At 69.0% G+C, this 20,495-nt stretch carries 19 protein-coding genes and 1 riboswitch; of the genes, 8 read left to right on the top strand and 11 right to left on the bottom strand.

The annotated features are described in order from the left end of the window. Positions 1 to 2: 2 nt before the first annotated feature. Entirely contained in the window at positions 3 to 212 is a 210-nt protein-coding gene (thiS, locus tag MSG_RS03025; protein WP_096436982.1) for a sulfur carrier protein ThiS, read from the bottom strand. Continuing rightward, complete coding sequence (gene thiO / locus MSG_RS03020) at positions 209 to 1,240, bottom strand: glycine oxidase ThiO (RefSeq protein WP_142404443.1); 1,032 nt, start codon at positions 1,238 to 1,240, stop codon at positions 209 to 211. The genes thiS and thiO overlap by 4 nt, the downstream gene beginning before the upstream one ends. Then, positions 1,241 to 1,359: riboswitch (TPP riboswitch) on the bottom strand. 35 nt (positions 1,360 to 1,394) lie between these two features. Between thiO and thiE the strand changes: the two genes are divergently transcribed. Further along, entirely contained in the window at positions 1,395 to 2,075 is a 681-nt protein-coding gene (gene thiE / locus MSG_RS03015) for a thiamine phosphate synthase (RefSeq protein ID WP_096436978.1), read from the top strand. On the opposite strand, the gene MSG_RS03010 is transcribed toward thiE, so the two are convergent. After that, positions 2,047 to 2,682: an NUDIX hydrolase gene (locus MSG_RS03010; RefSeq protein ID WP_181159121.1), complete on the bottom strand. Its 636-nt coding sequence runs from the start codon at positions 2,680 to 2,682 to the stop codon at positions 2,047 to 2,049. The two genes, thiE and MSG_RS03010, sit on opposite strands and share 29 nt — an antisense overlap. Before the next feature lie 131 nt (positions 2,683 to 2,813). On the opposite strand from MSG_RS03010, the gene glnX reads away from it, so the two are divergent. Genes glnX through MSG_RS02995 form a run of 3 tightly spaced genes read left to right on the top strand, consistent with a single transcriptional unit; the run spans position 2,814 to position 7,422 of the window. Further along, positions 2,814 to 4,133 carry a protein kinase G-activating protein GlnX gene (gene glnX, locus MSG_RS03005; protein WP_096436976.1) on the top strand — a complete coding sequence of 440 codons (1,320 nt, stop codon included), beginning with the start codon at positions 2,814 to 2,816 and terminating at the stop codon, positions 4,131 to 4,133. Continuing rightward, on the top strand, positions 4,130 to 5,101 hold the full coding sequence (locus tag MSG_RS03000) for a glutamate ABC transporter substrate-binding protein (RefSeq protein ID WP_096436974.1): 972 nt from the start codon (positions 4,130 to 4,132) through the stop codon (positions 5,099 to 5,101). Before glnX ends, MSG_RS03000 begins: the two co-directional genes overlap by 4 nt. Continuing rightward, entirely contained in the window at positions 5,101 to 7,422 is a 2,322-nt protein-coding gene (locus tag MSG_RS02995) for a serine/threonine-protein kinase PknG (protein ID WP_096436972.1), read from the top strand. Before MSG_RS03000 ends, MSG_RS02995 begins: the two co-directional genes overlap by 1 nt. A gap of 155 nt (positions 7,423 to 7,577) precedes the next feature. On the opposite strand, the gene MSG_RS02990 is transcribed toward MSG_RS02995, so the two are convergent. After that, on the bottom strand, positions 7,578 to 8,432 hold the full coding sequence (locus MSG_RS02990; RefSeq protein WP_373421118.1) for an endonuclease domain-containing protein: 855 nt from the start codon (positions 8,430 to 8,432) through the stop codon (positions 7,578 to 7,580). A gap of 115 nt (positions 8,433 to 8,547) precedes the next feature. On the opposite strand from MSG_RS02990, the gene MSG_RS02985 reads away from it, so the two are divergent. Both MSG_RS02985 and MSG_RS02980 read left to right on the top strand, forming a co-directional pair. Beyond that, positions 8,548 to 9,864: a DUF1800 domain-containing protein gene (locus tag MSG_RS02985; RefSeq protein WP_096436970.1), complete on the top strand. Its 1,317-nt coding sequence runs from the start codon at positions 8,548 to 8,550 to the stop codon at positions 9,862 to 9,864. An 11-nt stretch (positions 9,865 to 9,875) separates the two neighbouring features. Next, positions 9,876 to 11,075 (top strand): DUF1501 domain-containing protein, encoded by a 1,200-nt coding sequence (locus MSG_RS02980; protein WP_096436968.1) that lies wholly within the window; start codon positions 9,876 to 9,878, stop codon positions 11,073 to 11,075. On the opposite strand, the gene MSG_RS02975 is transcribed toward MSG_RS02980, so the two are convergent. The 3 genes from MSG_RS02975 to fgd are packed head-to-tail and all read right to left on the bottom strand — an operon-like array spanning position 11,064 to position 15,311. Further along, on the bottom strand, positions 11,064 to 12,215 hold the full coding sequence (locus MSG_RS02975; RefSeq protein ID WP_096436966.1) for an acetate kinase: 1,152 nt from the start codon (positions 12,213 to 12,215) through the stop codon (positions 11,064 to 11,066). The two genes, MSG_RS02980 and MSG_RS02975, sit on opposite strands and share 12 nt — an antisense overlap. Then, positions 12,205 to 14,289 (bottom strand): phosphate acetyltransferase, encoded by a 2,085-nt coding sequence (gene pta, locus MSG_RS02970; protein ID WP_096436964.1) that lies wholly within the window; start codon positions 14,287 to 14,289, stop codon positions 12,205 to 12,207. Before pta ends, MSG_RS02975 begins: the two co-directional genes overlap by 11 nt. Positions 14,290 to 14,300: 11 nt before the next feature. Then, entirely contained in the window at positions 14,301 to 15,311 is a 1,011-nt protein-coding gene (gene fgd, locus MSG_RS02965; RefSeq protein WP_096436962.1) for a glucose-6-phosphate dehydrogenase (coenzyme-F420), read from the bottom strand. An 84-nt stretch (positions 15,312 to 15,395) separates the two neighbouring features. On the opposite strand from fgd, the gene MSG_RS02960 reads away from it, so the two are divergent. Both MSG_RS02960 and MSG_RS02955 read left to right on the top strand, forming a co-directional pair. Continuing rightward, complete coding sequence (locus MSG_RS02960) at positions 15,396 to 16,148, top strand: MBL fold metallo-hydrolase (protein WP_096443984.1); 753 nt, start codon at positions 15,396 to 15,398, stop codon at positions 16,146 to 16,148. Further along, the gene (locus tag MSG_RS02955) at positions 16,145 to 16,492 is read left to right on the top strand and encodes a YnfA family protein (RefSeq protein WP_096436960.1); all 348 of its coding nucleotides are present in this window, start codon (positions 16,145 to 16,147) and stop codon (positions 16,490 to 16,492) included. Before MSG_RS02960 ends, MSG_RS02955 begins: the two co-directional genes overlap by 4 nt. On the opposite strand, the gene MSG_RS02950 is transcribed toward MSG_RS02955, so the two are convergent. The 4 genes from MSG_RS02950 to MSG_RS02935 are packed head-to-tail and all read right to left on the bottom strand — an operon-like array spanning position 16,467 to position 20,495. Next, on the bottom strand, positions 16,467 to 17,804 hold the full coding sequence (locus MSG_RS02950; protein WP_096436958.1) for an NtaA/DmoA family FMN-dependent monooxygenase: 1,338 nt from the start codon (positions 17,802 to 17,804) through the stop codon (positions 16,467 to 16,469). The genes MSG_RS02955 and MSG_RS02950 overlap by 26 nt on opposite strands. Next, positions 17,801 to 18,919 (bottom strand): LLM class flavin-dependent oxidoreductase, encoded by a 1,119-nt coding sequence (locus MSG_RS02945; protein WP_096436956.1) that lies wholly within the window; start codon positions 18,917 to 18,919, stop codon positions 17,801 to 17,803. Before MSG_RS02945 ends, MSG_RS02950 begins: the two co-directional genes overlap by 4 nt. Further along, the gene (locus MSG_RS02940; protein ID WP_096436954.1) at positions 18,916 to 20,010 is read right to left on the bottom strand and encodes an LLM class flavin-dependent oxidoreductase; all 1,095 of its coding nucleotides are present in this window, start codon (positions 20,008 to 20,010) and stop codon (positions 18,916 to 18,918) included. Before MSG_RS02940 ends, MSG_RS02945 begins: the two co-directional genes overlap by 4 nt. Continuing rightward, complete coding sequence (locus MSG_RS02935) at positions 20,007 to 20,495, bottom strand: GNAT family N-acetyltransferase (RefSeq protein WP_096436952.1); 489 nt, start codon at positions 20,493 to 20,495, stop codon at positions 20,007 to 20,009. The genes MSG_RS02940 and MSG_RS02935 overlap by 4 nt, the downstream gene beginning before the upstream one ends.

The raw sequence follows: 20,495 nt of genomic DNA, 5'->3' as shown, positions 1-20,495 counted from the left end.
TGTCAGCCACCTTGCACCGCCGTCAGCACCTCGAGGCGCACGGGTGCCCCGGAAAACTGTGAAAGTTCCGTGGCCCAGCGTGATCGCGGCAGCACGGCGTCGCCCATCGCCACCGCGACACCGCGGTCGGGGAAGCCCAGGGAATCCAGCAGCGCCGCGACCGTGGTGTGCGCATCGACGTCGACCTGCCGTTCGTTGACCACGACGATCATCGGTGCGCTCCCACCGGGGCCAGTTCGGAAACGATCTGTTCTGCCGTCCAGGGCGCCAGCAGGAAACCCGACCGGCCATGGCCGGCGGCGACGAAGGTGCGTTCGTCCAGGCGGTGCACAAGGGGCAGGTTATCGGGTGTCATCGGGCGTAGCCCGGCGGCGCACTCGGCCAGCTCGTACTCGCCCAGCGCGGGCAGCACCGCGCAGGCGTCGTCGAGCAGGTCGCGCACGCCCGACACCACCGGCGCGACGTCGCGGCCGTGCTCGTACTGCGTGGCACCGACGACCACCCCGTCGGCGCGCGGCACCAGGTACACCTGCCGGCCGTGCACCCGGGCGCGGATCACCTTGTCCAGCAAAGGCATACAACCCTTCCGCCAGCGCAGCCGCAGCACCTCCCCCTTGACCGGGCGGATCGGCAGGCCGGGCCACAGCGCCGGGGCGTCGAGACCGTTGGCGATCACCACCGCGTCGCCGTCGACCTCGCTCAGGTGGTGCACCGGGGGCGCCCAGGCGACCCCGAGACGCTCACAGTCCGCCGCCAGCGCGCCGAGCAGCGCGCGGTTGTCCACCGCGAGCTCGGTCGGTGCCCGGAAGCCGTGCCGGATGCCCTGAGCCAGCAGCGGTTCGACGTCGCGCGCCGCCGACTCCCAACTCACCGGATGCCCCTGCTGCGACAGCCAGTCCGCGACGGTCCGCAGATCGGCCGCGTCGGCCTGGTCGACAGCCACCACCAGCGACTCGCGGGCGGTGATCAGCCCGGCCGGCAGCCCGTCCAGATAGCCGCCTTCGCGCCACAGCCGCAGCGATTCCAGACCCAGGCGCAGCAGTCGCTCCTCGCCGGGCCAGCCCTCGCTGTGCGGCGCCAGCATGCCGCCCGCCACCCAGGACGCACCCGGATCGCCGGTGCGATGCACCAGGACCGACCACCCGGCGCGCGCCGCCCGGCGCGCCACCGACAACCCGATCACCCCGCCGCCGATAACGGCTAAGTCGGCCAGCAGCCGCACGGGAGGATCTGGCGGCATCCCGGTCATTCGTGACCTCCCTTCGCCGGCATGATCCGGATCAGGTGTGACGGTAAGGGCAGGTGCTTGTCGCCGTGCCCACTCTCAGCCCCGCTCCAGGGACTCCCGTGTTCTAGATTCTTCGGCTTCTACGCTAGCGCGCTAGCGTCGCGGTGTGCACCAGCACCTGACTCGCCTTGCCGCCGCCCGGCTGTATCTGTGTACCGACGCCCGTCGTGAGCGCGGTGATCTGGCGCAGTTCGCCGACGCCGCGCTGGCCGGCGGGGTGGACATCATCCAGCTGCGCGACAAGGGATCGGCCGGCGAGGAGCGGTTCGGCGTGTTGGAAGCGCGCGAGGAGCTGGCGGCGTGCGAGATCCTGGCGGACGCGGCCCGCCGCCACGGCGCCCTGTTCGCGGTCAACGACCGCGCCGACATCGCCCGCGTGGCCGGCGCGGACGTGCTGCACCTGGGCCAGGGCGACCTGCCGGTGGACGTTGCGCGGGACATCGCGGGGGCGGACACGGTGATCGGCCTGTCCACGCACGACGCGCCGCAGTTGGCCGACGTTGGTTCTTCGGGGCCTGGGGGCCCTGATTACTTCTGCGTCGGCCCCTGCTGGCCCACCCCGACCAAACCCGGGCGGGCCGCGCCCGGCCTGGAGCTGGTCCGCGCCGCCGCCGCACTCGGCACCGACAAACCCTGGTTCGCGATCGGCGGCATCGACGCGCAACGCCTGCCCGAGGTACTCGAGGCCGGCGCCCGGCGCATTGTCGTGGTCCGCGCGATCACGGCTGCCGCGGATCCCCGGGCGGCGGCCGAAAAGCTCACATCAGCGCTTGCAGCAGCGAATTGAGGTGCGGGCTCAGCGGCGCCTGGTCCGCCGGCAGGGGTGGGCCCGGCATACACCAGACGAACGCGCCGGTCTCGAGCTCCAGCGTTCGGGGCAGGCGCTGGCGCCGTTCGTCGGCATGGCCCAGCGGCACCAGCGCCGGGGAGGTGCGCAGGCGGTGCCAGCTGGCGGCGAAGCCGGGATGCAGCGGCAGCTCGTCCACTTCGCTCTCGGCGACCCAGCGCATTTCGGCGCTCTCCCGGTTCGGCACGGTCTGCAGCAATTCACCCGCATCGGCGATGACGGTGGTGTAGCTCCACTGCGTGCCGGCAATCCCGGCGACCTGAGCCGTGACCACGGTCGCCCGCACGGTCAGCAGCTCGGCGAGCACGCCGGCCTCCTCGTGCGCCTCGCGCACCGCCGTTTCCTGGGCCGTCTCGTGGCTGTCCCGGGCACCGCCGGGCAGACCCCAGGTCCCGCCCTGATGGCTCCACACCGCGCGATGCTGCAGCAGCACCGCGGGGGTGCCGTCGGGCTGCGGGGCCCGCAGCAGCAGGCCCGCCGCGCCGAACCGACCCCAGTAATGGGCGCCGCTGTCGGACATCACCCATCCGTCACCGTCGCCATGCACGAGATCAGGATATGCAGGCGCTCGCCGAAATCGGGTCCACCTCCCCCCATCCGGCCGGACATTCTCTTAGAATTTGCTTATACAGTCGATACAGCTAATTCGTGGGGCCGAAAGCTGAGGTCTGAACAGACGTGACGGTTGAGCTGGCGCACCCGTCGACCGAGCCGCAGGGGTCGAGGTCGCCGGTAGAACCGGCCCATCCGCGCTGGTGGTTCATTTCGACGACGCCCGGCCGGATTCTGACCATCGGCATCGTGCTCGCGGCGCTGGGCGTCTCCAGCGCGTTCGCCACCTCGACGACCATCAACCACCGGCAACAAGTGCTGTCCACCGTGCTCAACCACACCGAGCCGCTGGCATTCGCGGCCGGGCGGCTCTACACGACACTGTCGGTGGCCGACGCCGCGGCGGCCACCGCGTTCATCGCCCAGGCCGAGCCGCGGCCGGTCCGGTTGCGCTACGAGCAGGCCATCACCGACGCCGCGGTGGCGGTCACCCGGGCGTCCAGCGGGTTGACCGACGAACCGTTGGTGCAGTTGCTGGGCAAGATCAACGCGGAGCTGGCCGTCTATACCGGCCTGATCGAAATCGCGCGCACCAATAACCGGGAAGGCAACCCGGTCGGCTCGTCCTACCTGTCGGAGGCCTCGGGGCTGATGCAGTCGACGATCCTGCCCGATGCGGCGCAGCTCTACCAGGCGACGTCGGAACGCGTGGACACGGAGACGACGGCATCGACGCACTTCCCGGCGCCGGTGATCCTCGTCGTCGCGGGCACGGTCGTCTTCGGTGCGTTCTCCCATCGCTGGCTGGCGCGGCGGACCCGGCGCCGCATCAATCCCGGACTGGTGGTGGGCGCGCTCGGTATTCTCGTCATGGTGGTGTGGGTAGGAACTGCGCTGACGATTTCCACGACCGCCAGCCGCAGCGCGAAAGACACCGCGGCCGAGTCGCTCAGGACCGTGACCAACGTCGCGATCACCGCCCAGCAAGCACGAGCAGACGAGACGCTGTCGTTGATCCGGCGGGGCGACGAAGAGATGCGCAAGCAATCGTTCTACCAGCGCATCGACGCCATGCACGCCCAGATCGACCAGTACATGGCGCGCCCGGATGCCGTCGACAAGCCCGACCTGCAGGGCGCCGACCAGCTGCTGGTCCGGTGGCGCCAGGCCAACGACCGGATCAACTCCTACATTTCCGTCGGTAACTACCGGGCCGCCACCCAGGTCGCGCTGGGCAGCGCCGAAGACGACTCCACGCCCGCGTTCGACAAGCTCGAGGATGCGCTGGGCAAGGCCATGTCGCAGAGCCGCACGCACCTGCGCAACGACGTCATCAACGCGCGCAGCGGGCTGTCCGGGGCGCAGGTCGGCGGCGTGGTGCTGAGCCTGGGCGCCGCGATCGCCGTCGCCCTCGGCCTGTGGCCGCGGCTGAAGGAGTATCGATGACGCCGCGGATTCGCCGGGCGTGCGCGGTGTTGGCCGCGGCGCTGACAGTGGCGGGGTGCGGGCACACCGAATCGCTGACGACGGCCACCGTGCCGACGCTGCCCCCGCCCACGCCGGTCGGCATGAGCCAGCTGGCGCCGGAACCCCCGCTGCCGCCGGACGACGGCGCGGACAACTGCAATGCCACCGCCAGTTTGCGCCCGTTCGCCAACAAGGCGGACGCCGACGCCGCGGTGGCCGACATCCGGGCGCGGGGCCGGCTGATCGTCGGGCTCGACATCGGCAGCAACCTGTTCAGCTTCCGCGACCCGATCACCGGCGAGATCACCGGGTTCGACGTCGACATCGCCAGTGAGATCGCGCGGGACATCTTCGGCGCCCCCTCGCACGTCGAGTACCGGATCCTGTCGAGCGACGAGCGCATCACCGCGCTGCAGAAATCCGAGGTCGACGTCGTCGTCAAGACCATGACCATCACCTGCGAGCGGCGCAAGCTGGTGAACTTCTCCACCGTCTACCTCGACGCCAACCAGCGCATCCTGGCGCCGCGGGACTCGCCGATCGTCAAGGTGGGCGACCTGTCCGGCAAGCGCGTCTGCGTGGCGCGCGGCACCACGTCGCTGCACCGGATCCGGCAGATCAACCCGCCGCCGGTCGTCGTGTCGGTGGTGAATTGGGCTGACTGCCTGGTGGCCATGCAGCAGCGCGAGATCGACGCCGTCAGCACCGACGATTCGATCCTGGCCGGGCTGGTCGAAGAGGACCCCTATCTGCATATCGTCGGCCCGAACATGGCCACCCAGCCGTACGGCATCGGGATCAACCTGGACAACGCCGGTCTGGTCCGGTTCGTCAACGGCACCCTTGAGCGGATCCGACTCGACGGCACCTGGAACACGTTGTACCGCAAGTGGTTAACAGTTCTGGGACCTGCGCCCGTCGCACCCACACCGAGGTACGTGGACTGATGTCCGACCCCGGAAAAGACCCCGGAAAAGACCTCGGAAAAGACGCCGAAAGCCCAGCGGCGCAGCAGGAAACGGAAGCCGAGCAGAGTCCGGGCACCCAACCGCCCGACACGGCCACGGGCGCGACGACGGGCCGGTTGCACGCCACGCAGGCGTTGTTCCGCCCCAATTTCGACGACGACGATGACGACGACCTGCCGCACATCGTGCTCGGCACGATGGACACCGAACCGCAGGATCGGATGACCGTCGCGACGCGGGTGTTGCCGCCGACCCGCAAGCTCGGCGGCGGGCTTGTCGAGATTCCCCGGGTGCGGGACATCGATCCGCTGGAAGCCCTGATGACCAACCCGGTGGTGCCAGAATCCAAGCGGTTCTGCTGGAACTGCGGGAAGCCGGTGGGCCGGTCGAGTTCGGAGGGCAAGGGCCCTTCGGAGGGCATTTGCCCATTCTGCGCCAGCCCGTATCCGTTTCTGCCGCAATTGAATCCGGGCGATATCGTCGCGGGGCAGTACGAGGTGAAGGGCTGCATCGCGCACGGCGGGCTGGGCTGGGTTTACCTGGCCTTCGACCACAACGTCAACGATCGCCCGGTGGTGCTCAAGGGACTGGTGCATTCCGGTGACGCCGAGGCGCAGGCCATCGCGATGGCCGAACGGCAGTTCCTGGCCGAAGTGGTTCACCCGCAGATCGTGCAGATCTTCAACTTCGTCGAGCACACCGACCGCCACGGCGACCCGGTCGGTTACATCGTCATGGAGTACATCGGTGGCCAGTCGCTCAAGCAGGGCCTGAAAAAAGACGAGAAGCTGCCGGTCGCTGAGGCCATCGCGTACCTGCTGGAAATCCTTCCGGCGCTCAGCTATTTGCACTCCATCGGCTTGGTGTACAACGACCTGAAGCCGGAAAACATCATGCTCACCGAGGAGCAGCTCGAGCTGATCGACCTGGGCGCGGTGTCGCGGATCAATTCGTTCGGCTACCTCTACGGCACACCGGGCTTTCAGGCGCCCGAGATCGTGCGCACCGGCCCGACGATCGCCACCGACATCTACACAGTGGGACGCACGCTGGCCGCGCTCACCCTAAACCTGCGCACCCGCAACGGCCGCTACGCGGACGGGCTGCCCGACGACGACCCGCTGCTGAAAACCTACGACTCCTTCGGGCGGCTGCTGCGCCGCGCCACCGACCCCGACCCGCGGCGCCGGTTCTCCTCCGCCGAGGAGATGTCTGCACAGATGATGGGCGTGTTGCGGGAGGTCGTCGCCCACGACTCCGGGGTTGCACGGCCCGGGCTGTCAACGATTTTCAGCCCCAGCCGGTCGACCTTCGGGGTGGACCTGCTGGTCGCCCACACCGACGTGTATCTCGATGGCCAGGTGCATTCGGAGAAGCTGACCGCCCGGGAAATCGTGACAGCCCTGCCGGTTCCGCTGGTCGATCCGACCGACGTCGCGGCCTCCGTGCTGCAGGCGACGGTGCTTTCCCAGCCGGTGCAGACCCTGGACTCGCTGCGCGCCGCTCGGCACGGAGTCCTGGACGCCCAAGGCGTCGACGTCTCGGAGTCGATCGAGCTGCCGCTGATGGAGGTGCGCGCCCTGCTGGATTTGGGCGACGTCGCCAAGGCCACGCGCAAACTCGACGACCTGGCCGAGCGCGTCGGCTGGCGGTGGCGGTTGGTCTGGTACCGGGCCGTCGCGGAGCTGCTCACCGGTGACTACGACTCCGCCATCAAGCATTTCACCGAGGTGCTCGACACCTTCCCCGGCGAGCTGGGCCCGAAGCTGGCGCTGGCCGCCACCGGCGAACTCGCCGGCCGCGCCGACGAGCACAAGTTCTATCAGACGGTGTGGCGCACCAACGACGGCGTCATCTCGGCCGCCTTCGGCCTGGCAAGATCCCTTTCTGCCGAGGGGGATCGCATCGGGGCGGTACGCACACTCGACGAAGTACCGCCCGCGTCGAGGCATTTCACCACGGCGCGGTTGACCAGCGCGGTGACCCTGTTGTCCGGTCGGTCGACGACCGAGATCACCGAGGAGCAGATCCGCGACGCCGCCCGGCGGGTCGAGGCGCTGCCGGCCACCGAACCCCGCGTGCTGCAGATCCGCGCGCTGGTGCTCGGCGGCGCGATGGACTGGCTCGAGGACAACGAAGCCAGTACCAACCACATCCTCGGTTTTCCGTTCACCGAGCACGGCCTGCGGCTGGGCGTCGAGGCGTCGCTGCGCAGCCTGGCCCGCGTCGCGCCGACCCAGCGCCACCGCTACACCCTGGTCGACATGGCCAACCGGGTGCGGCCGACAAGCACCTTCTAGGCGCTGCCTGCGCCGCGTGAGCGTCCAGGGCACTGGGTGTGCATCCACGGCATTGCGTGTGCGTCCACGGCGCGTAATAGCCGGGAATCCCGGCGGCGGCGCACGCTGAACACCGTCACCGCACACCCACCGCCGTGGATGCACACGCAATGCCATCACCGCACACCCGATGCGGACAGCGCGGCGCGAACGCGCCGCAGTACGACCGCCGGACCGTCCTCGGCGACGACTCGGACGATCGTCCAACCGAGCTCCTCCAGCAGCTCCTGCCGGCGAACGTCCTTGACGTATTGCCTTCGGTCGCTGCGATGTTCGTCGCCGTCGTACTCGACTGCAACCCGGTGTTCCGGCCAACCAAGGTCGAGGTACGCGATCGGCATGCCGTCCACCCCCAGCACCGGTATCTGAGTCTGCGGTCGAGGCAAACCCGCATCGATGAGCAGCAGCTGCAAGTAGCTTTCCCGGGGCGACTGGGCGCCCGGGTCGACGAGCTCGAGCGCGGTTTCCAAGCTTCGCAGCCCCGGTGAACGTGGATGATTCTGCGCGACCCGGAGCACGTCTTCGGCCTTAAAACCCGTTGCGCGAGCGAGCGCGTCGAGCCGGGTCACCGCTGAATGCACCGCTCCACGCCGACCGATATCGAAGGCAGTTCGCTCCGGTGTGGTGACAGGGTATCCGGCGATCGTTTGGATCTCGCTGTCTTTGAGCACACCGCGCCGAGTCAGCACTCCCTGCGGTGCACGCGGATTGGCGTACGCCAGTTCAACGGGAACATTGTCGGGAATCCACTGGACGCCATGCAGCGCGGCGGCCGCCGCACCGGCGATCGTCGCCCGGCGGCGCGACCACAGCCACGCCGCCGCGATGCGCTGGTGCAGCGAAGGTGAAACGTCCTTGGCGACGTAGACGTTGGGCAAGATCGCGCGATAGCGCATGCGCAATTGGTGTCGCTTCAGCTTCCCGCTTGCCAGGGCCTCAGTGCCGATGAACGGCTGTGTCAAGTCCATCATGGGGCGAACGCTCGCAGGTTCGCGCCGCGCGCGTTTTCCGCCATCCACAGGGAGATCGGACTTTTCCGCCCTCGGCGCACAGCCAAAACATAGGTTGATGCAGCACAGTTAGTGCATGCCGGGACAGTCCAGACAATGGATCGCGACGGCCCGCGTGCTGCGCCGGACCGGATTCGGTGTGACCGGGCCCGAGGTCGACGCCGTCGTCGGCCGGGACTGGCCCTCCTATGTCGACTCCATGCTGGGCGGCGACCCCGACGCGGACCCGGGCGCGAGGGCCACCCCGATGCCCCCGCTCGCGACTCGCCGCCCGCCCGGCAAGGGCGCCACGCCGGCCGCCCGCAAGCAATACAATCAGGACCTCGCCGAGCAACAGCGCGTGTTGTCTGACTGGTGGCTACAACGAATGACCTTGGTGCACAACCCGATACACGAGAAGCTGACATTGTTGTGGCACAACCACTTTGCCACGTCCGCGCAAAAGGTCCGCTCCGCGGCGCACCTGGCCGCACAGAACCAGAAGCTGCGCACGCTGTCGCTGGGCGATTTCCGCGGCCTGGCCTACGCGATGCTGACCGACGCCGCGATGTTGCGCTGGCTCGACGGGCAGAGCAGTACGGCCAAGGCGCCCAACGAAAACCTCGCCCGCGAATTCATGGAGCTGTTCGCCCTCGGGCATGGCAACGGCTACACCGAGGACGACGTGCGGGCCGGGGCGCGCGCGCTGACGGGCTGGGTGATCGAACCGGACGGCCGCACCTCGATGATCGCCAGACGCCACGACGCCGGACCCAAGACATTGTTCGGCCTGCACCGCGACTTCGACGCCGCCGGCTTCTGCGATACCGTGCTGGCCCAGCCCAAGTCGGCGGAATATGTCGCCGACCGGCTGTGGCAGCACCTGGCCTCCGACGACGCACCGTCGCCGCAAGCACTCGCCCGGTCAGTCGCCGCCTACGGCCCGGGCCGCAGCCTGCGCGCCCTGACCACCGCTATCCTCACCGACCCCGAGTTCACCGGCAGCCGGGCGGCGGTCGTCAACCCGCCGATCGAATGGCTCATCGGCGTGCTCCGCACCCTTAGGGTTCCCCTCGACACCCCCGCGCACCTCACGGCGGCCCACGCGACGCTGCGGGCGCTGGGACAGCGCCCGTTCTACCCGCCCAGCGTCGGCGGCTGGCCGCGCGGCCAGGTCTGGCTGTCCACCGCCAGCGCGCAGGCCAGGCTCCGCGCCGCCGGCCGGCTCGCTCACCTCGCGGACCTGTCCGGCATCGAGAGCACCGCCCCCGGCGAGCGCATCGACGCGGTCGGCTACGCGATCGGCGTCGGGGCGTGGTCGGACCGGACCGCCGACGCGCTGCAACCCCTGGTACGCAACCCACCGGAGTTGGTGGCCGCCGCCGTCAACACGCCCGAATACCTCACCTCGTAGCGACCCACCAGATGCCCGAGATCAATCGCCGCAAATTCCTGATCGCCAGCGCGGGCGCCGGCGCCGCGGGTCTGCTCTCCACGGCGGTGGCGGTGAATTGGCCCGACCTGATGCGCGCGGCCCAGGACCGACCGCTGGCCGACGGCGCCGGCGTGCTGGTGCTCGTCACTCTCTATGGCGGCAACGACGGCATCTCCACCCTGATCCCCTACGCGGACAACGCGTATCACGATGCGCGTCCCGAGCTTGCCTACGCCCCGACCGACGTCTTGCGGCTGGACGCGCAGCTGGGGCTCAACCCGGCGATGAAGGGGCTTGCCGACCTGTGGAACCAGCGCCGGCTGGCCATCGTGCGCGGCGTGGGGTATCCGCAGCCCGACCACAGCCACTTTCGCTCCATGGACATCTGGCAGACGGCCTCACCGGCCGAGCCCGTTTCGACGGGCTGGATCGGCCGCTGGCTCGACGCCACCGGCGATGATCCGTTGCGCGCGGTCAACATCGGGCCCGTGCTTCCCCCGCTCGCCGTTGGCGACAAGTTCACGGCCGGAGCACTTTCCACGACACACGTTGCGTCGCAGCAGGCGGACAGGTTCGACGCGATCATGACCGCGCTCGGCGCCGACGACCCCACCGACACGCCGGCCATGGCGGCCGTGTGCAAGGCCTACCGCGCGGCGCACACCACCAACAAGACCTTCGAATCCGTCAAACCTGCTGCCGAAGAACGCAATTCGCTGCCCACCCAGCTGAGCATGGTGGCGGCCGCGGTGCGGGCCGGCGTGCCGACCCGGGTCTACACCGTGCAACTCGGCGGATTCGACACCCACGCGAACGAACGCGCCACCCAGCAACGGCTGCTGCAGACGCTCGACGAGGCCGTGACTCCCTTCCTGCGCGAGATGGCCGGAGACCGCTACGGCCGCAACGTCGTGCTGATGGCGTATTCGGAGTTCGGGCGGCGAGTGGCGGCCAATGCGTCGCAGGGCACCGACCACGGCACCGCCGGCCCGGTCTTCATCGCGGGCGCTCCCGTCAAGGGCGGCTTCTACGGCGAGGAGCCCAGCTTGACCAACCTCGACCACGGAGACCTGAAGTACACCACTGACTTCCGTGACATCTACCACGAATTGCTGGTGCGTACCGTCGGTACCGATCCCGCGCCGGCGGTCGGCGCCGGCCGGACCAGCCTGGGCTTCCTAACCCCTTAGCGACTTGACGCAGTCGCGGGCGATGGCCAGTTCCTCGTTGGTGGGCACCACCAGGATGGCGATGCGCGACTCGTCGGCGGAGATCCGCCGCGCCCCCGTGCTGTCGGCCGCGTTGCGGTCGTCGTCGAGGACGATGCCCAGCTCGCTCAGGCCCGCCACCGCGTCGCGGCGCACGGCGGAATCGTTCTCGCCGATGCCGGCGGTGAAGCTGATCACGTCGGTGTGTCCCAGCACCGCCAGGTACGCGCCGAGGTATTTGCGCAACCGGTGGATGAACACGTCGTAAGCCAATTGCGCCGAGCCGTCGCCCGATTCGATCATCGCGTGCAGCCGGCGGAAGTCGCGCTCGGCGGCCAGGCCCCAGACGCCGGACTGGTTGTTGAGCATCGACTCGATCTGGTCGACGCTCATGTTCGCGCGCCGCCACAGGTAGCTGATCACGCCGGGGTCTATGTCGCCGCTGCGGGTGCCCATCACCAGGCCCTCCAGCGGCGTCAGGCCCATCGAGGTGTCGACCGGCCGGCCACCGGCGATCGCCGAGGCCGAGGCCCCGTTACCCAAATGCAGCACAATCTGATTCACCGATTCCAGCGGCCGGTCCAGAAAAACGGCGGCGTGCTCGGCGACGTAGTGGTGCGATGTGCCGTGAAACCCGTAGCGGCGGATATGGTATCGCTCGGCCAGCTCGCGATTCATCGCGTAGGTCGCGGCCGCGGCCGGCAGGTGGTGGAAGAACGCGGTGTCGAACACGGCGATGTGCGGCACATCCGGCAACAGCTTGCGTGCCACCTTGATACCCTGCAGCGCAGGCGGATTGTGCAGCGGGGCAAGCTCGGACAGCCGCTCCAGGTCGGCGATCCGCTTGTCGTCCAGCAGCGTCGGACGATAGAACGTCTTGCCCCCGTGCACGACTCGGTGCCCCACCGCCAGCAGGCCGCACGCCCTGAGGTCAATGCCGTCCTCGGACATCTGGGCGAAGGCCAGGCGCAGCGCCTCTTCGTGGTCAGCCGCCCGCCCCGACGGCTCGCCGATCTCCCCGATGACGCCGCTGGCCAGCGCCTCACCCGAATCGGGCTCTACCAGTTGAAATTTCAACGACGAAGACCCGGAATTGATGACGAGCACGGTGTTATCGGCCATCGCGGACGCCCTGCGCCTGGATCGCGGTGATCGCGATGGTGTTGACGATGTCTTCGACCAGCGCACCCCGCGACAGGTCGTTCACCGGTTTGCGCAGGCCCTGTAGCACCGGGCCGATCGCGATTGCCCCGGCACTGCGCTGCACCGCCTTGTAGGTGTTGTTGCCGGTGTTGAGGTCCGGGAAGATCAGCACCGTGGCGTGCCCGGCGACCGGGGAATTCCGCAGCTTGGTGGCCGCGACCGAGGGGTCTATCGCGGCGTCGTACTGGATGGGACCCTCGACCAGCAGCTGGGGAGCCCGTGCGCGCACCAATTCAGTTGCCTTCCTTACCTTGTCTACACCCGCGCCGCTGCCGGAGTCCCCGGTGGAATACGACAGCATCGCCACCTTGGGTTCGATACCGAACTGCGCCGCGGTGCGCGCCGAACTGATCGCGATGTCCGCGAGTTCCTCGGGGGTGGGATCCGGGACGATGGCGCAGTCGCCGTAGGCCAGCACCCGATCAGGCAGGCACATCAGGAAGATGCTCGACACCGTCGACACGTCCGGGACGGTCCGGATGATCTCGAGTGCCGGACGAACGGTGTGCGCGGTGGTGTGCGCCGCGCCGGACACCATGCCGTCGACCATGCCGTTGTACACCAGCATGGTTCCGAAATAGGAGACGTCGTGCATGATCTCTTGGGCCCGCTCGACGGTGACGCCCTTGGCCTTGCGCAGCTCCGCGTACTGCTCGGCGAACTGTTCGCACAGACTGCCGCCGCGCGGGTCGATGATCTTCGCCGCGCTCAGGTCCACGCCGAGTTCGGCCGAACGCAACCGGATCTGCGCTTCGTCGCCGAGGACCGTCAGGTCGGCAATGCATCGCTTCAGCACCCGTCCGGCCGCCTTGAGGATCCGGTCGTCGTCCCCTTCCGGGAGCACGATGTGCTTGCGGTCGCCCCGCGCCCGCTCCGTCAGCTGGTGGGTGAACATTTGCGGCGTGGTGACCGAGGGTATCGGAATAGCCAGTTGTGCAACCAGATCCGCGATGTCGACGTGACGCTCCATCAGCCCGACGGCAGTGTCGATCTTGCGCTGTGAGTTCGCCGTGATCCGGCCGCGCGTCGCGGCCACCACGCTGGCCGTTTCGTAGGTGCCCAGGCTGGTTGCGATAATGGGCAGCCGCAGCCGCAATCCCGACACCAGGGCAGAGATCGAGGGATGCAGGTCGAAGCCGCCGTTGAGGATCAGGCAGCTCAGCGACGGAAACCCTTCGGCGGCATGCGCGCTAGCGACGGCCAGCACGACGTCGGAGCGGTCGCCGGGGGTGATCACCGCCATCCCGTCGCGCAGCCGTTCCAGCACGTGATCCGCGGTCATCCCGGCCGCCAGAACGCTGGTAGCCTCGCGCTCGACCAGTTCGGCGTCACCGCTCACCAGCGTGCCGCCGACCGCGTTCTGCAGTTCGCCCGCCGTCGGCGCCGACAGCAGGGGCTCGTCCGGCAGCACGTAGCTGGGCGGAGCGAACACGTGCAGCGCCTCGGCGACGGCCGTGATTTGTGTTGGCTCGCATCGGCTGGCCACCACGGCGGCCGTGTGCGCACGTTGCGCCGCCACCTCCGCCAGACAGACGTCGACGACGGCGACGACCTGATCCGCGGTCCGGCCCTTGGCCCGCACCGCCAGCAGCACCGGCGCGCCCAAGTTGACCGCGATCCGCGCGTTGACCGAGAGTTCGGCGGGAGTGGCGACATCGGTGTAGTCGCTGCCCACGATCACCACCGCGTCGCAGTCCTGCGCCATCGCGTGATAGGAGTCGACGATGCTGGCGATCGCGGCGTCGGCGTCCGCGTGCAGCTGGGGATAGCTCACGCCCACGCACTGCTCGTAAGACTGACCCGCGGTGGTGCGCGACAGCAGCAATTCGAGGATGTAGTCGCGGTCTTCACCGAGCCGCGTAATGGGCCGGAACACACCGACTTTCGCGACCGTCGCCGTCAACCGATTGAGCAACCCAAGCGCGATCGTCGACTTGCCGGTCTCGGGCTCCGGCGCAGCGACGTAGATCGCGGACGCTGAACCCTCGGGCATCCGCGCGCCTGTCAGGCCAGCCGTCGCAACCTGGGCGCCAGATCCTTTTCAAACAGATCCAGGAATCGGCGCTGGTCGTGTCCGGGCGCGTGGAATACCAGGTGGTTGAGGCCCCACTTGACGTACTGGCCGACCTTCTCGACGGCCTCGTCGGGATCCGAGGCCACGATCCAGCGCTTGGCCACCTGCTCGATCGGCAGCTCGTCGGCGGCCTTCTCCATCTCGAGGGGATCGTGGATGCTGGTCTTCTGCTCGGCGGTCAAAGACAGCGGCGCCCAGAACCTGGTGTTCTCCAGTGCCAGCTCCGGGTCGGTGTCGTAGGAGATCTTGATCTCGATCATCCGGTCGACATCGTCGGGATTCTTGCCCGCCGCCTCGGCACCCTCGCGCATCGCGGGAATGAGCTTGTCCTTATACAGTTCCTCGCCCTTGCCGGACGTGCAGATGAAGCCGTCACCGGCGCGGCCGGCGTACTTGGCCACCTGCGGCCCGCCCGCGGCGATGTAGATCGGGATGCCGCCCTCGGGCACGTCGTAAATCGACGCACCCTTGGTGTGGTAGTACTCCCCCTCGAAGTCGACGCGGTCGCCGAGCCACAGCTCGCGCATCAGCCGGACCGATTCGCGCAGCCGCGCGTAGCGCTCCTTGAACTCCGGCCACTCGCCCTCGTAGCCGGTGGCGATCTCGTTGAGCGACTCGCCGGTGCCGACACCGAGGAAGATGCGGCCCGGGTAGAGACATCCCATCGTCGCGAAGGCCTGAGCGATGACCGCCGGGTTGTACCGGAACGTCGGGGTGAGCACGGACGTGCCCAGCTGCAGCCGCTCGGTGCGTTCGCCGACCGCGGTCATCCAGGCCAGCGAGAACGGGGCGTGGCCACCCTCGTGGCGCCACGGCTGAAAGTGATCGCTGACGGTGGCGCTGTCCATGCCGTGCCCTTCGGCGGCGACGGCAAGTTCGACGAGCTCACGCGGAGCGAATTGTTCAGCGGACGCCTTGTATCCCAGTTTCAGTTCAGCCACAGGTTCTTTCTACTCCTACATCGATGGCCGCGACCCGCCGCGCCCGGCTTCGCCGCGCTTGCGATCGCTCCTACAGTGTTCGGCATGGGACCGGCACCAGCGCTTGTTCAAGTAACCGACAACGTGCACCTCGCTCACGGTGCGGCCGTCAACTGGACATTGGTCACCGACGACACCGGCGTGCTGTTGATCGACGCCGGCTATCCCGGTGACCGCGAGGACGTGCTGGCGTCGCTGCGCGCGCTGGGCTTCGACCCCGACGACGTGCGTGCCATCCTGCTGACACACGCCCACATCGACCACCTGGGCTCGGCGATCTGGTTCGCCGGCGAGCACGGCACCCCCGTCTACTGCCACGCCGATGAGGTCGGCCACGCCAAGCGCGAGTACCTGGAACAGGTGTCGATCCTCGATCTCGCGCTGCGCATCTGGCGGCCACGGTGGGCGGTGTGGACCGCCCACGTGGTGCGCAGCGGCGGCCTGATCCGCGACGGCATCCCGACCACGCAGCCGCTGACGCCCGAAATCGCCGCGGCCCTGCCGGGCCATCCGCGGCCCGTCTTCAGCCCCGGCCACACGAACGGGCACTGCTCCTACCTGGTCGACGGCGTGCTGGCCAGCGGCGACGCGCTGATCACCGGGCACCCGCTGATACGGCAGGACGGGCCGCAGCTGCTTCCGGCGATCTTCAGCCACAGCCAGCAGAACTGCATCCGGACCCTGTCGGCGCTGGCTCTGCTGGAGACCGAGATCCTGGCGCCGGGTCACGGACCGCTGTGGCGCGGACCGATCCGGGAGGCGACGGACGCCGCGTTGCGGAAGGCGGGTGCACTGTGACGGTCGCCAAGTCGATCGCGTTGTTCGCGCTGGCGGCGCTATTCGAGATCGGCGGCGCTTGGCTGGTGTGGCAGGGCGTGCGCGAACACCGCGGCTGGGCGTGGGTGGGCTGGGGCGTGGTGGCGCTGGGCGCCTACGGCTTTGTCGCCACCCTGCAGCCCTCGTTTGGCTCTGGGGCCCACTTCGGCCGCATCCTGGCCGCGTACGGCGGCATCTTCGTGGCCGGTTCGCTGTTGTGGGGCATGGGTTTTGACGGGTTCCGTCCCGACCGCTGGGATGTCGCCGGCGCACTGATCTGCCTGCTCGGCGTGGCCGTCCTCATGTATGCGCCGCGAACTCGCTGAGCCCCAGCTGATCTCGCAGCGTTTCGCCGGTGTACTCGCTGCGGTAGGCGCCGCGCTCCTGTAGCAGCGGGACCACCCGGTCGACGAACTCGTCGAGACCGTGCGGCGTCAAGTGCGGCACCAGGATGAACCCGTCGCAGGCGTCGGCCTGGATGTAGCGGTCGATCTCGTCGGCGATCCGGCTGGCAGTGCCGACGAACTGCTCGCGGGTGGTGACAGCGATGATCAGCTTACGAATCGACAGCTTTTCGGCCAAAGCGCGTTCGCGCCACTTGCCGGCAACCGCGACGGGATCGACGTGGCGCACCCGCCCCTGGGTGATGTCGCTGTCCACGACGGGATCGAAGTCGGGCAGCGGGCAATCCGGATCGAAGTCGCCGAGCTCGCGACCCCACACCTGCTCGAGCACCGCAATCGCCGTCGCGCCGCTGACCTGCTGGTGGCGGATGTGGCGCGCCCTGTCCTGCGCCTCGGCGTCGGTGTCGCCGAGGACGAAGGTCGCGGCCGGAAACACCTTGAGCTGATTGGGGTCTCGACCGGCCGCCGCCGCCCGGCCCTTAACGTCGGCGTAGTAGCGCTGGCCGTCCTGCAGCGAGCCGTGCAGGGTGAACAGCGCGTCGGCGTAGCGGGCGCCGAACGCCCGGCCTTCGTCGGAGTCGCCCGCCTGCAACAGGATCGGATGCCCCTGCGGCCCCACCGGAAGCGTCCCGAACCCGCGCACGTCGAATTGGGGACCGGAGTGCTCGACCGCGCGGATCCGGTCGGGGTCCACATAGACGCCGGCCGCCACGTCGCCCAGTACGGCGCCGGGTTGCCAGCTGTCCCAGAATTGGCGCGCGACGGTGACGAACTCCTCGGCGCGCTGGTACCGCTCGGAATGTGCCAGGAAGCCACCGCGGCGGAAGTTGGCGCCGGTGAAGGCGTCGGACGAGGTGACAACGTTCCAGCCGGCGCGCCCACCCGACAGCTGGTCGAGGGTCGCGAATTGCCTTGCCACTTCGAAGGGCTCGTTGAAGGTGGTGTTGATCGTCCCGGTCAGCCCGATCCGCTCGGTGACGCCGGCCAAGGCCGCCAGCACGGAGAAGGTGTCCGGGCGCCCCACCACGTCCAGATCGTGGATCCGGCCGCGGTGCTCGCGTAGCCGCAGTCCTTCAGCCAGGAAGAAGAAGTCGAACAGTCCCCGCTCAGCGGTGCGGGCGAGGTGGACGAAGGAGTCGAATTCGATCTGGCTGCCCGCGCCGGGGTCGGCCCACACCGTGGTGTTGTTGACGCCCGGGAAGTGGACGGCGAGGTGAATCGGTTTGCGGCTCATGAATTCAGCCCCCAACGCTCGGCGATCAGCTGGTGCGAGCGCAGCCGGTCCTCGTGCCGATGCGTCACCGAGGTGATGACGAGTTCGTCGGCGCCGGTGTGCCGCTGCAGCGCCTGCAAACGTTCGGCGACCTCGTCCGGCGTGCCCACGAATTGCGTTGCCAGCCGGTCCTTGACGACGTCGCGCTGCTCGTCGGTCAGCGGCGGGCAGTCGTCGGGGTCGGGGTAGGGCATGGCGCCGACGCCAGTCCGGATGGAATACACCCAGTGGCCGTATCCGGCGGCCAGGCGCCGGGCGGTCGCACTGTCGTCGGCGACGACGATGTCGGCCGAGACCACCACGTAGGGCTCGGGCAACACCACCGACGGCACGAACGTCTCGCGGTAGGCCGCGATCGCCTCCAGCGCCGTCGCCGGCGTGATGTGATAGCTCGCGACGAATGGCAGTCCCCGCGCCCCGGCGACCCGCGCGCTCTGCCCCCGGGTGCTGCCGAAGACCCACGGCAGCAACCCGCTTCGCTCGCCGGGCACCGCGTGCACGTCGAACTCGCCGACATGGTAGGTGCCGTCGAGGAAGGCGAGGATTTCCTCGACCTGGTCGGCGAAATCCGGCGACACCGCCTCCGGTTGCTGCAGCAGCCCCATAGTGGCCTGCAATTGTTCGAGGTCGAGCAGCCCGCGCAGATCGAAGGGAGTGGGGACGACGACGCCGTCCACCTCGTGCCACACCCGCGGCGGCCGCGGTTCGCGTGGCTTCTTCGGTTTGCGTTCCTCGGCGCGGCGTTGCCCGGACCGGCCGACACCCAGGTCGATGCGTCCGGGGTGGAAGGCTTCCAGCATGCCGAAACTCTCGACCACCGCGACGGCGGTAGTGTAGCCCAATTGCACCGCCGCGGCACCGACCCGAATCCTGTTGGTAGCGGCCGCAATTTGCCCGATCAGCACGGCCGGTGCCGAACTGGCCACGCCGACGAAGTGATGCTCGGCGACCCAATAGCGGCGAAAACCCCACGCTTCGGCATGCCGGGCCAGGTCGATGGTGTTGCGCAGCGCCGTCGTGGCGTCGCTGCCCGCGCTGATCGGCGCCAGGTCCAAAATCGACAGGGGGACGTTCATCGCGCGGCCGCCGTGTATCGGTTGAGTGCCACCGGCAGGCCGAGCCGCTCGCGCAGCGTCTCGCCGTGGACGTAGCCGGTGCGAAACCGCCCGGCCCGCTGCAGCATCGGCACCACCTGATCGACGATCACCGGCAGATCGGCGGCGTTGACGGCCGGGCGCAGTCGGGCGCCGTCGATGCCCAGGCGCTGCCACGCCAGCAGCAGCTCCACCAATTCCGTTGGGCTGCCGGTGAAGTTGAGGGCGTCGGACCGGGGATCACCCGGGCCGCCGAACGACACCACCACGTCGGCATAGACCTTCAGCTTTGCACCGCCGGCGGCGGCCACCTCAGCCAGGATGCCGCGCAGGGACGCCTCGTCCTTGGGTGTGATGAACACGAGATCGGTGCTGGCGGCCGCGAATTCATACACCGGGCCGAGGTGGGCCAGGGCGGCCACCACGGGTTGACCCTGCGGCGGGCGGGGCGTGATCGACGGGCCCTTGACCGAGAAGTACTTTCCGGCGAAGTCGATGTGGTGCAGCTTGTCGATGTCGACGTAGCGGCCGGTCGCCGCGTCCCGGATGATCGCGTCGTCCTCCCAGCTGTCCCACAGCCGGCGCACCACCTCGACGTAGTCCACCGCCTCCTCGAACAGACCGTCCAGCGGGACAGTCCGGCGGCCGAACAGCGCCGCCTCGTGCGCGGTGGAGCTCACCCGCGGCTGCCAGCCCGCCCGGCCGTGTGAGACAAAGTCAAGCGTGGCAACGGCTTTGGAGATGTGAAAGGGCTCGGTGTGCGTCACCGTCGCGACCGGGATCAGCCCGATGTGCCGCGTCGCCGGTGCGATTCGCGCCGCGACCAGCACGGCGTCGCCGCGGCCGGTCAACCGTTTCGGGTCGATGCGTTCGCCGCGGCCGGGCTGCGGCATCAGCGAGTCGTCGATGGTCAGGAAGTCGAGCAGCCCGCGCTCGGCGGTGGCCGCGAGGCCGGCCCAATACCGGCCGCTGAGCGCCGAAGCGCCGGGGGTGGCGGCCAGGGTAGCCCGCCACGCCTGCGGGTCCCAACCGAACCCGTCCAGCGCGACGCCCAGATGCAGCTGACCGCTCATGCGAGCCACTTCTCGAAGGCGATCGGAAAGACCGGCCCCTCGGACGGCAGCGGCCCCGGCAGCCGGGTGTATCCGGTGGCCCGGTACAGCTCCTCGGCCTCTGGCTGACGATCGCCGGTCATCAGATAGACCCTGCGGTACCCGCGGTTCGCGATCTCGGTTTCCAGCTCGGCCAGCAGCGCCGAGGCGTATCCGCGGCGGCGGTGCGCGCTGTCGGTCCAGATCCGCTTCAGTTCGGCGGTCTGCGCGTCGAGGCGGCGAAATCCGCCGCCGGTGACCGGCTGGCCGTCCAGCAGGCCGATCAGCATGCCGCCGCCGGGCGGCGCGAATTCGTCGGTCGGACTGTCCCGCAACCACGCCGACACCATCGGGACGGGGCGCTCGTATCGCGTCGCGTACTCGACCGCCAACTCCGCCAGCAGCGGCTGCGCCACCGCGTCGTCCAGCGCGGCCGGGATGAATCTGAGCTGAATGTCGGCCACCAT

The organism is Mycobacterium shigaense (assembly GCF_002356315.1).
GTDB classification, from domain to species: domain Bacteria; phylum Actinomycetota; class Actinomycetes; order Mycobacteriales; family Mycobacteriaceae; genus Mycobacterium; species Mycobacterium shigaense.
Note: the sequence above shows the minus strand (reverse complement) of the source record. Positions and strands in the feature narration are given on the sequence as shown.

What these genes read in the sequence shown, in the direction of transcription:
- thiS (WP_096436982.1), bottom strand. Translation starts at nt 212, where the DNA reads ATGATCGTCGTGGTCAACGAACGGCAGGTCGACGTCGATGCGCACACC.
- thiO (WP_142404443.1), bottom strand. Translation starts at nt 1,240, where the DNA reads ATGCCGCCAGATCCTCCCGTGCGGCTGCTGGCCGACTTAGCCGTTATC.
- MSG_RS03000 (WP_096436974.1), top strand. Translation starts at nt 4,130, where the DNA reads ATGACGCCGCGGATTCGCCGGGCGTGCGCGGTGTTGGCCGCGGCGCTG.
- MSG_RS02995 (WP_096436972.1), top strand. Translation starts at nt 5,101, where the DNA reads ATGTCCGACCCCGGAAAAGACCCCGGAAAAGACCTCGGAAAAGACGCC.
- MSG_RS02990 (WP_373421118.1), bottom strand. Translation starts at nt 8,432, where the DNA reads ATGATGGACTTGACACAGCCGTTCATCGGCACTGAGGCCCTGGCAAGC.
- MSG_RS02985 (WP_096436970.1), top strand. Translation starts at nt 8,548, where the DNA reads ATGCCGGGACAGTCCAGACAATGGATCGCGACGGCCCGCGTGCTGCGC.
- MSG_RS02980 (WP_096436968.1), top strand. Translation starts at nt 9,876, where the DNA reads ATGCCCGAGATCAATCGCCGCAAATTCCTGATCGCCAGCGCGGGCGCC.
- MSG_RS02975 (WP_096436966.1), bottom strand. Translation starts at nt 12,215, where the DNA reads ATGGCCGATAACACCGTGCTCGTCATCAATTCCGGGTCTTCGTCGTTG.
- pta (WP_096436964.1), bottom strand. Translation starts at nt 14,289, where the DNA reads ATGCCCGAGGGTTCAGCGTCCGCGATCTACGTCGCTGCGCCGGAGCCC.
- MSG_RS02960 (WP_096443984.1), top strand. Translation starts at nt 15,396, where the DNA reads ATGGGACCGGCACCAGCGCTTGTTCAAGTAACCGACAACGTGCACCTC.
- MSG_RS02950 (WP_096436958.1), bottom strand. Translation starts at nt 17,804, where the DNA reads ATGAGCCGCAAACCGATTCACCTCGCCGTCCACTTCCCGGGCGTCAAC.
- MSG_RS02945 (WP_096436956.1), bottom strand. Translation starts at nt 18,919, where the DNA reads ATGAACGTCCCCCTGTCGATTTTGGACCTGGCGCCGATCAGCGCGGGC.
- MSG_RS02940 (WP_096436954.1), bottom strand. Translation starts at nt 20,010, where the DNA reads ATGAGCGGTCAGCTGCATCTGGGCGTCGCGCTGGACGGGTTCGGTTGG.
- MSG_RS02935 (WP_096436952.1), bottom strand. Translation starts at nt 20,495, where the DNA reads ATGGTGGCCGACATTCAGCTCAGATTCATCCCGGCCGCGCTGGACGAC.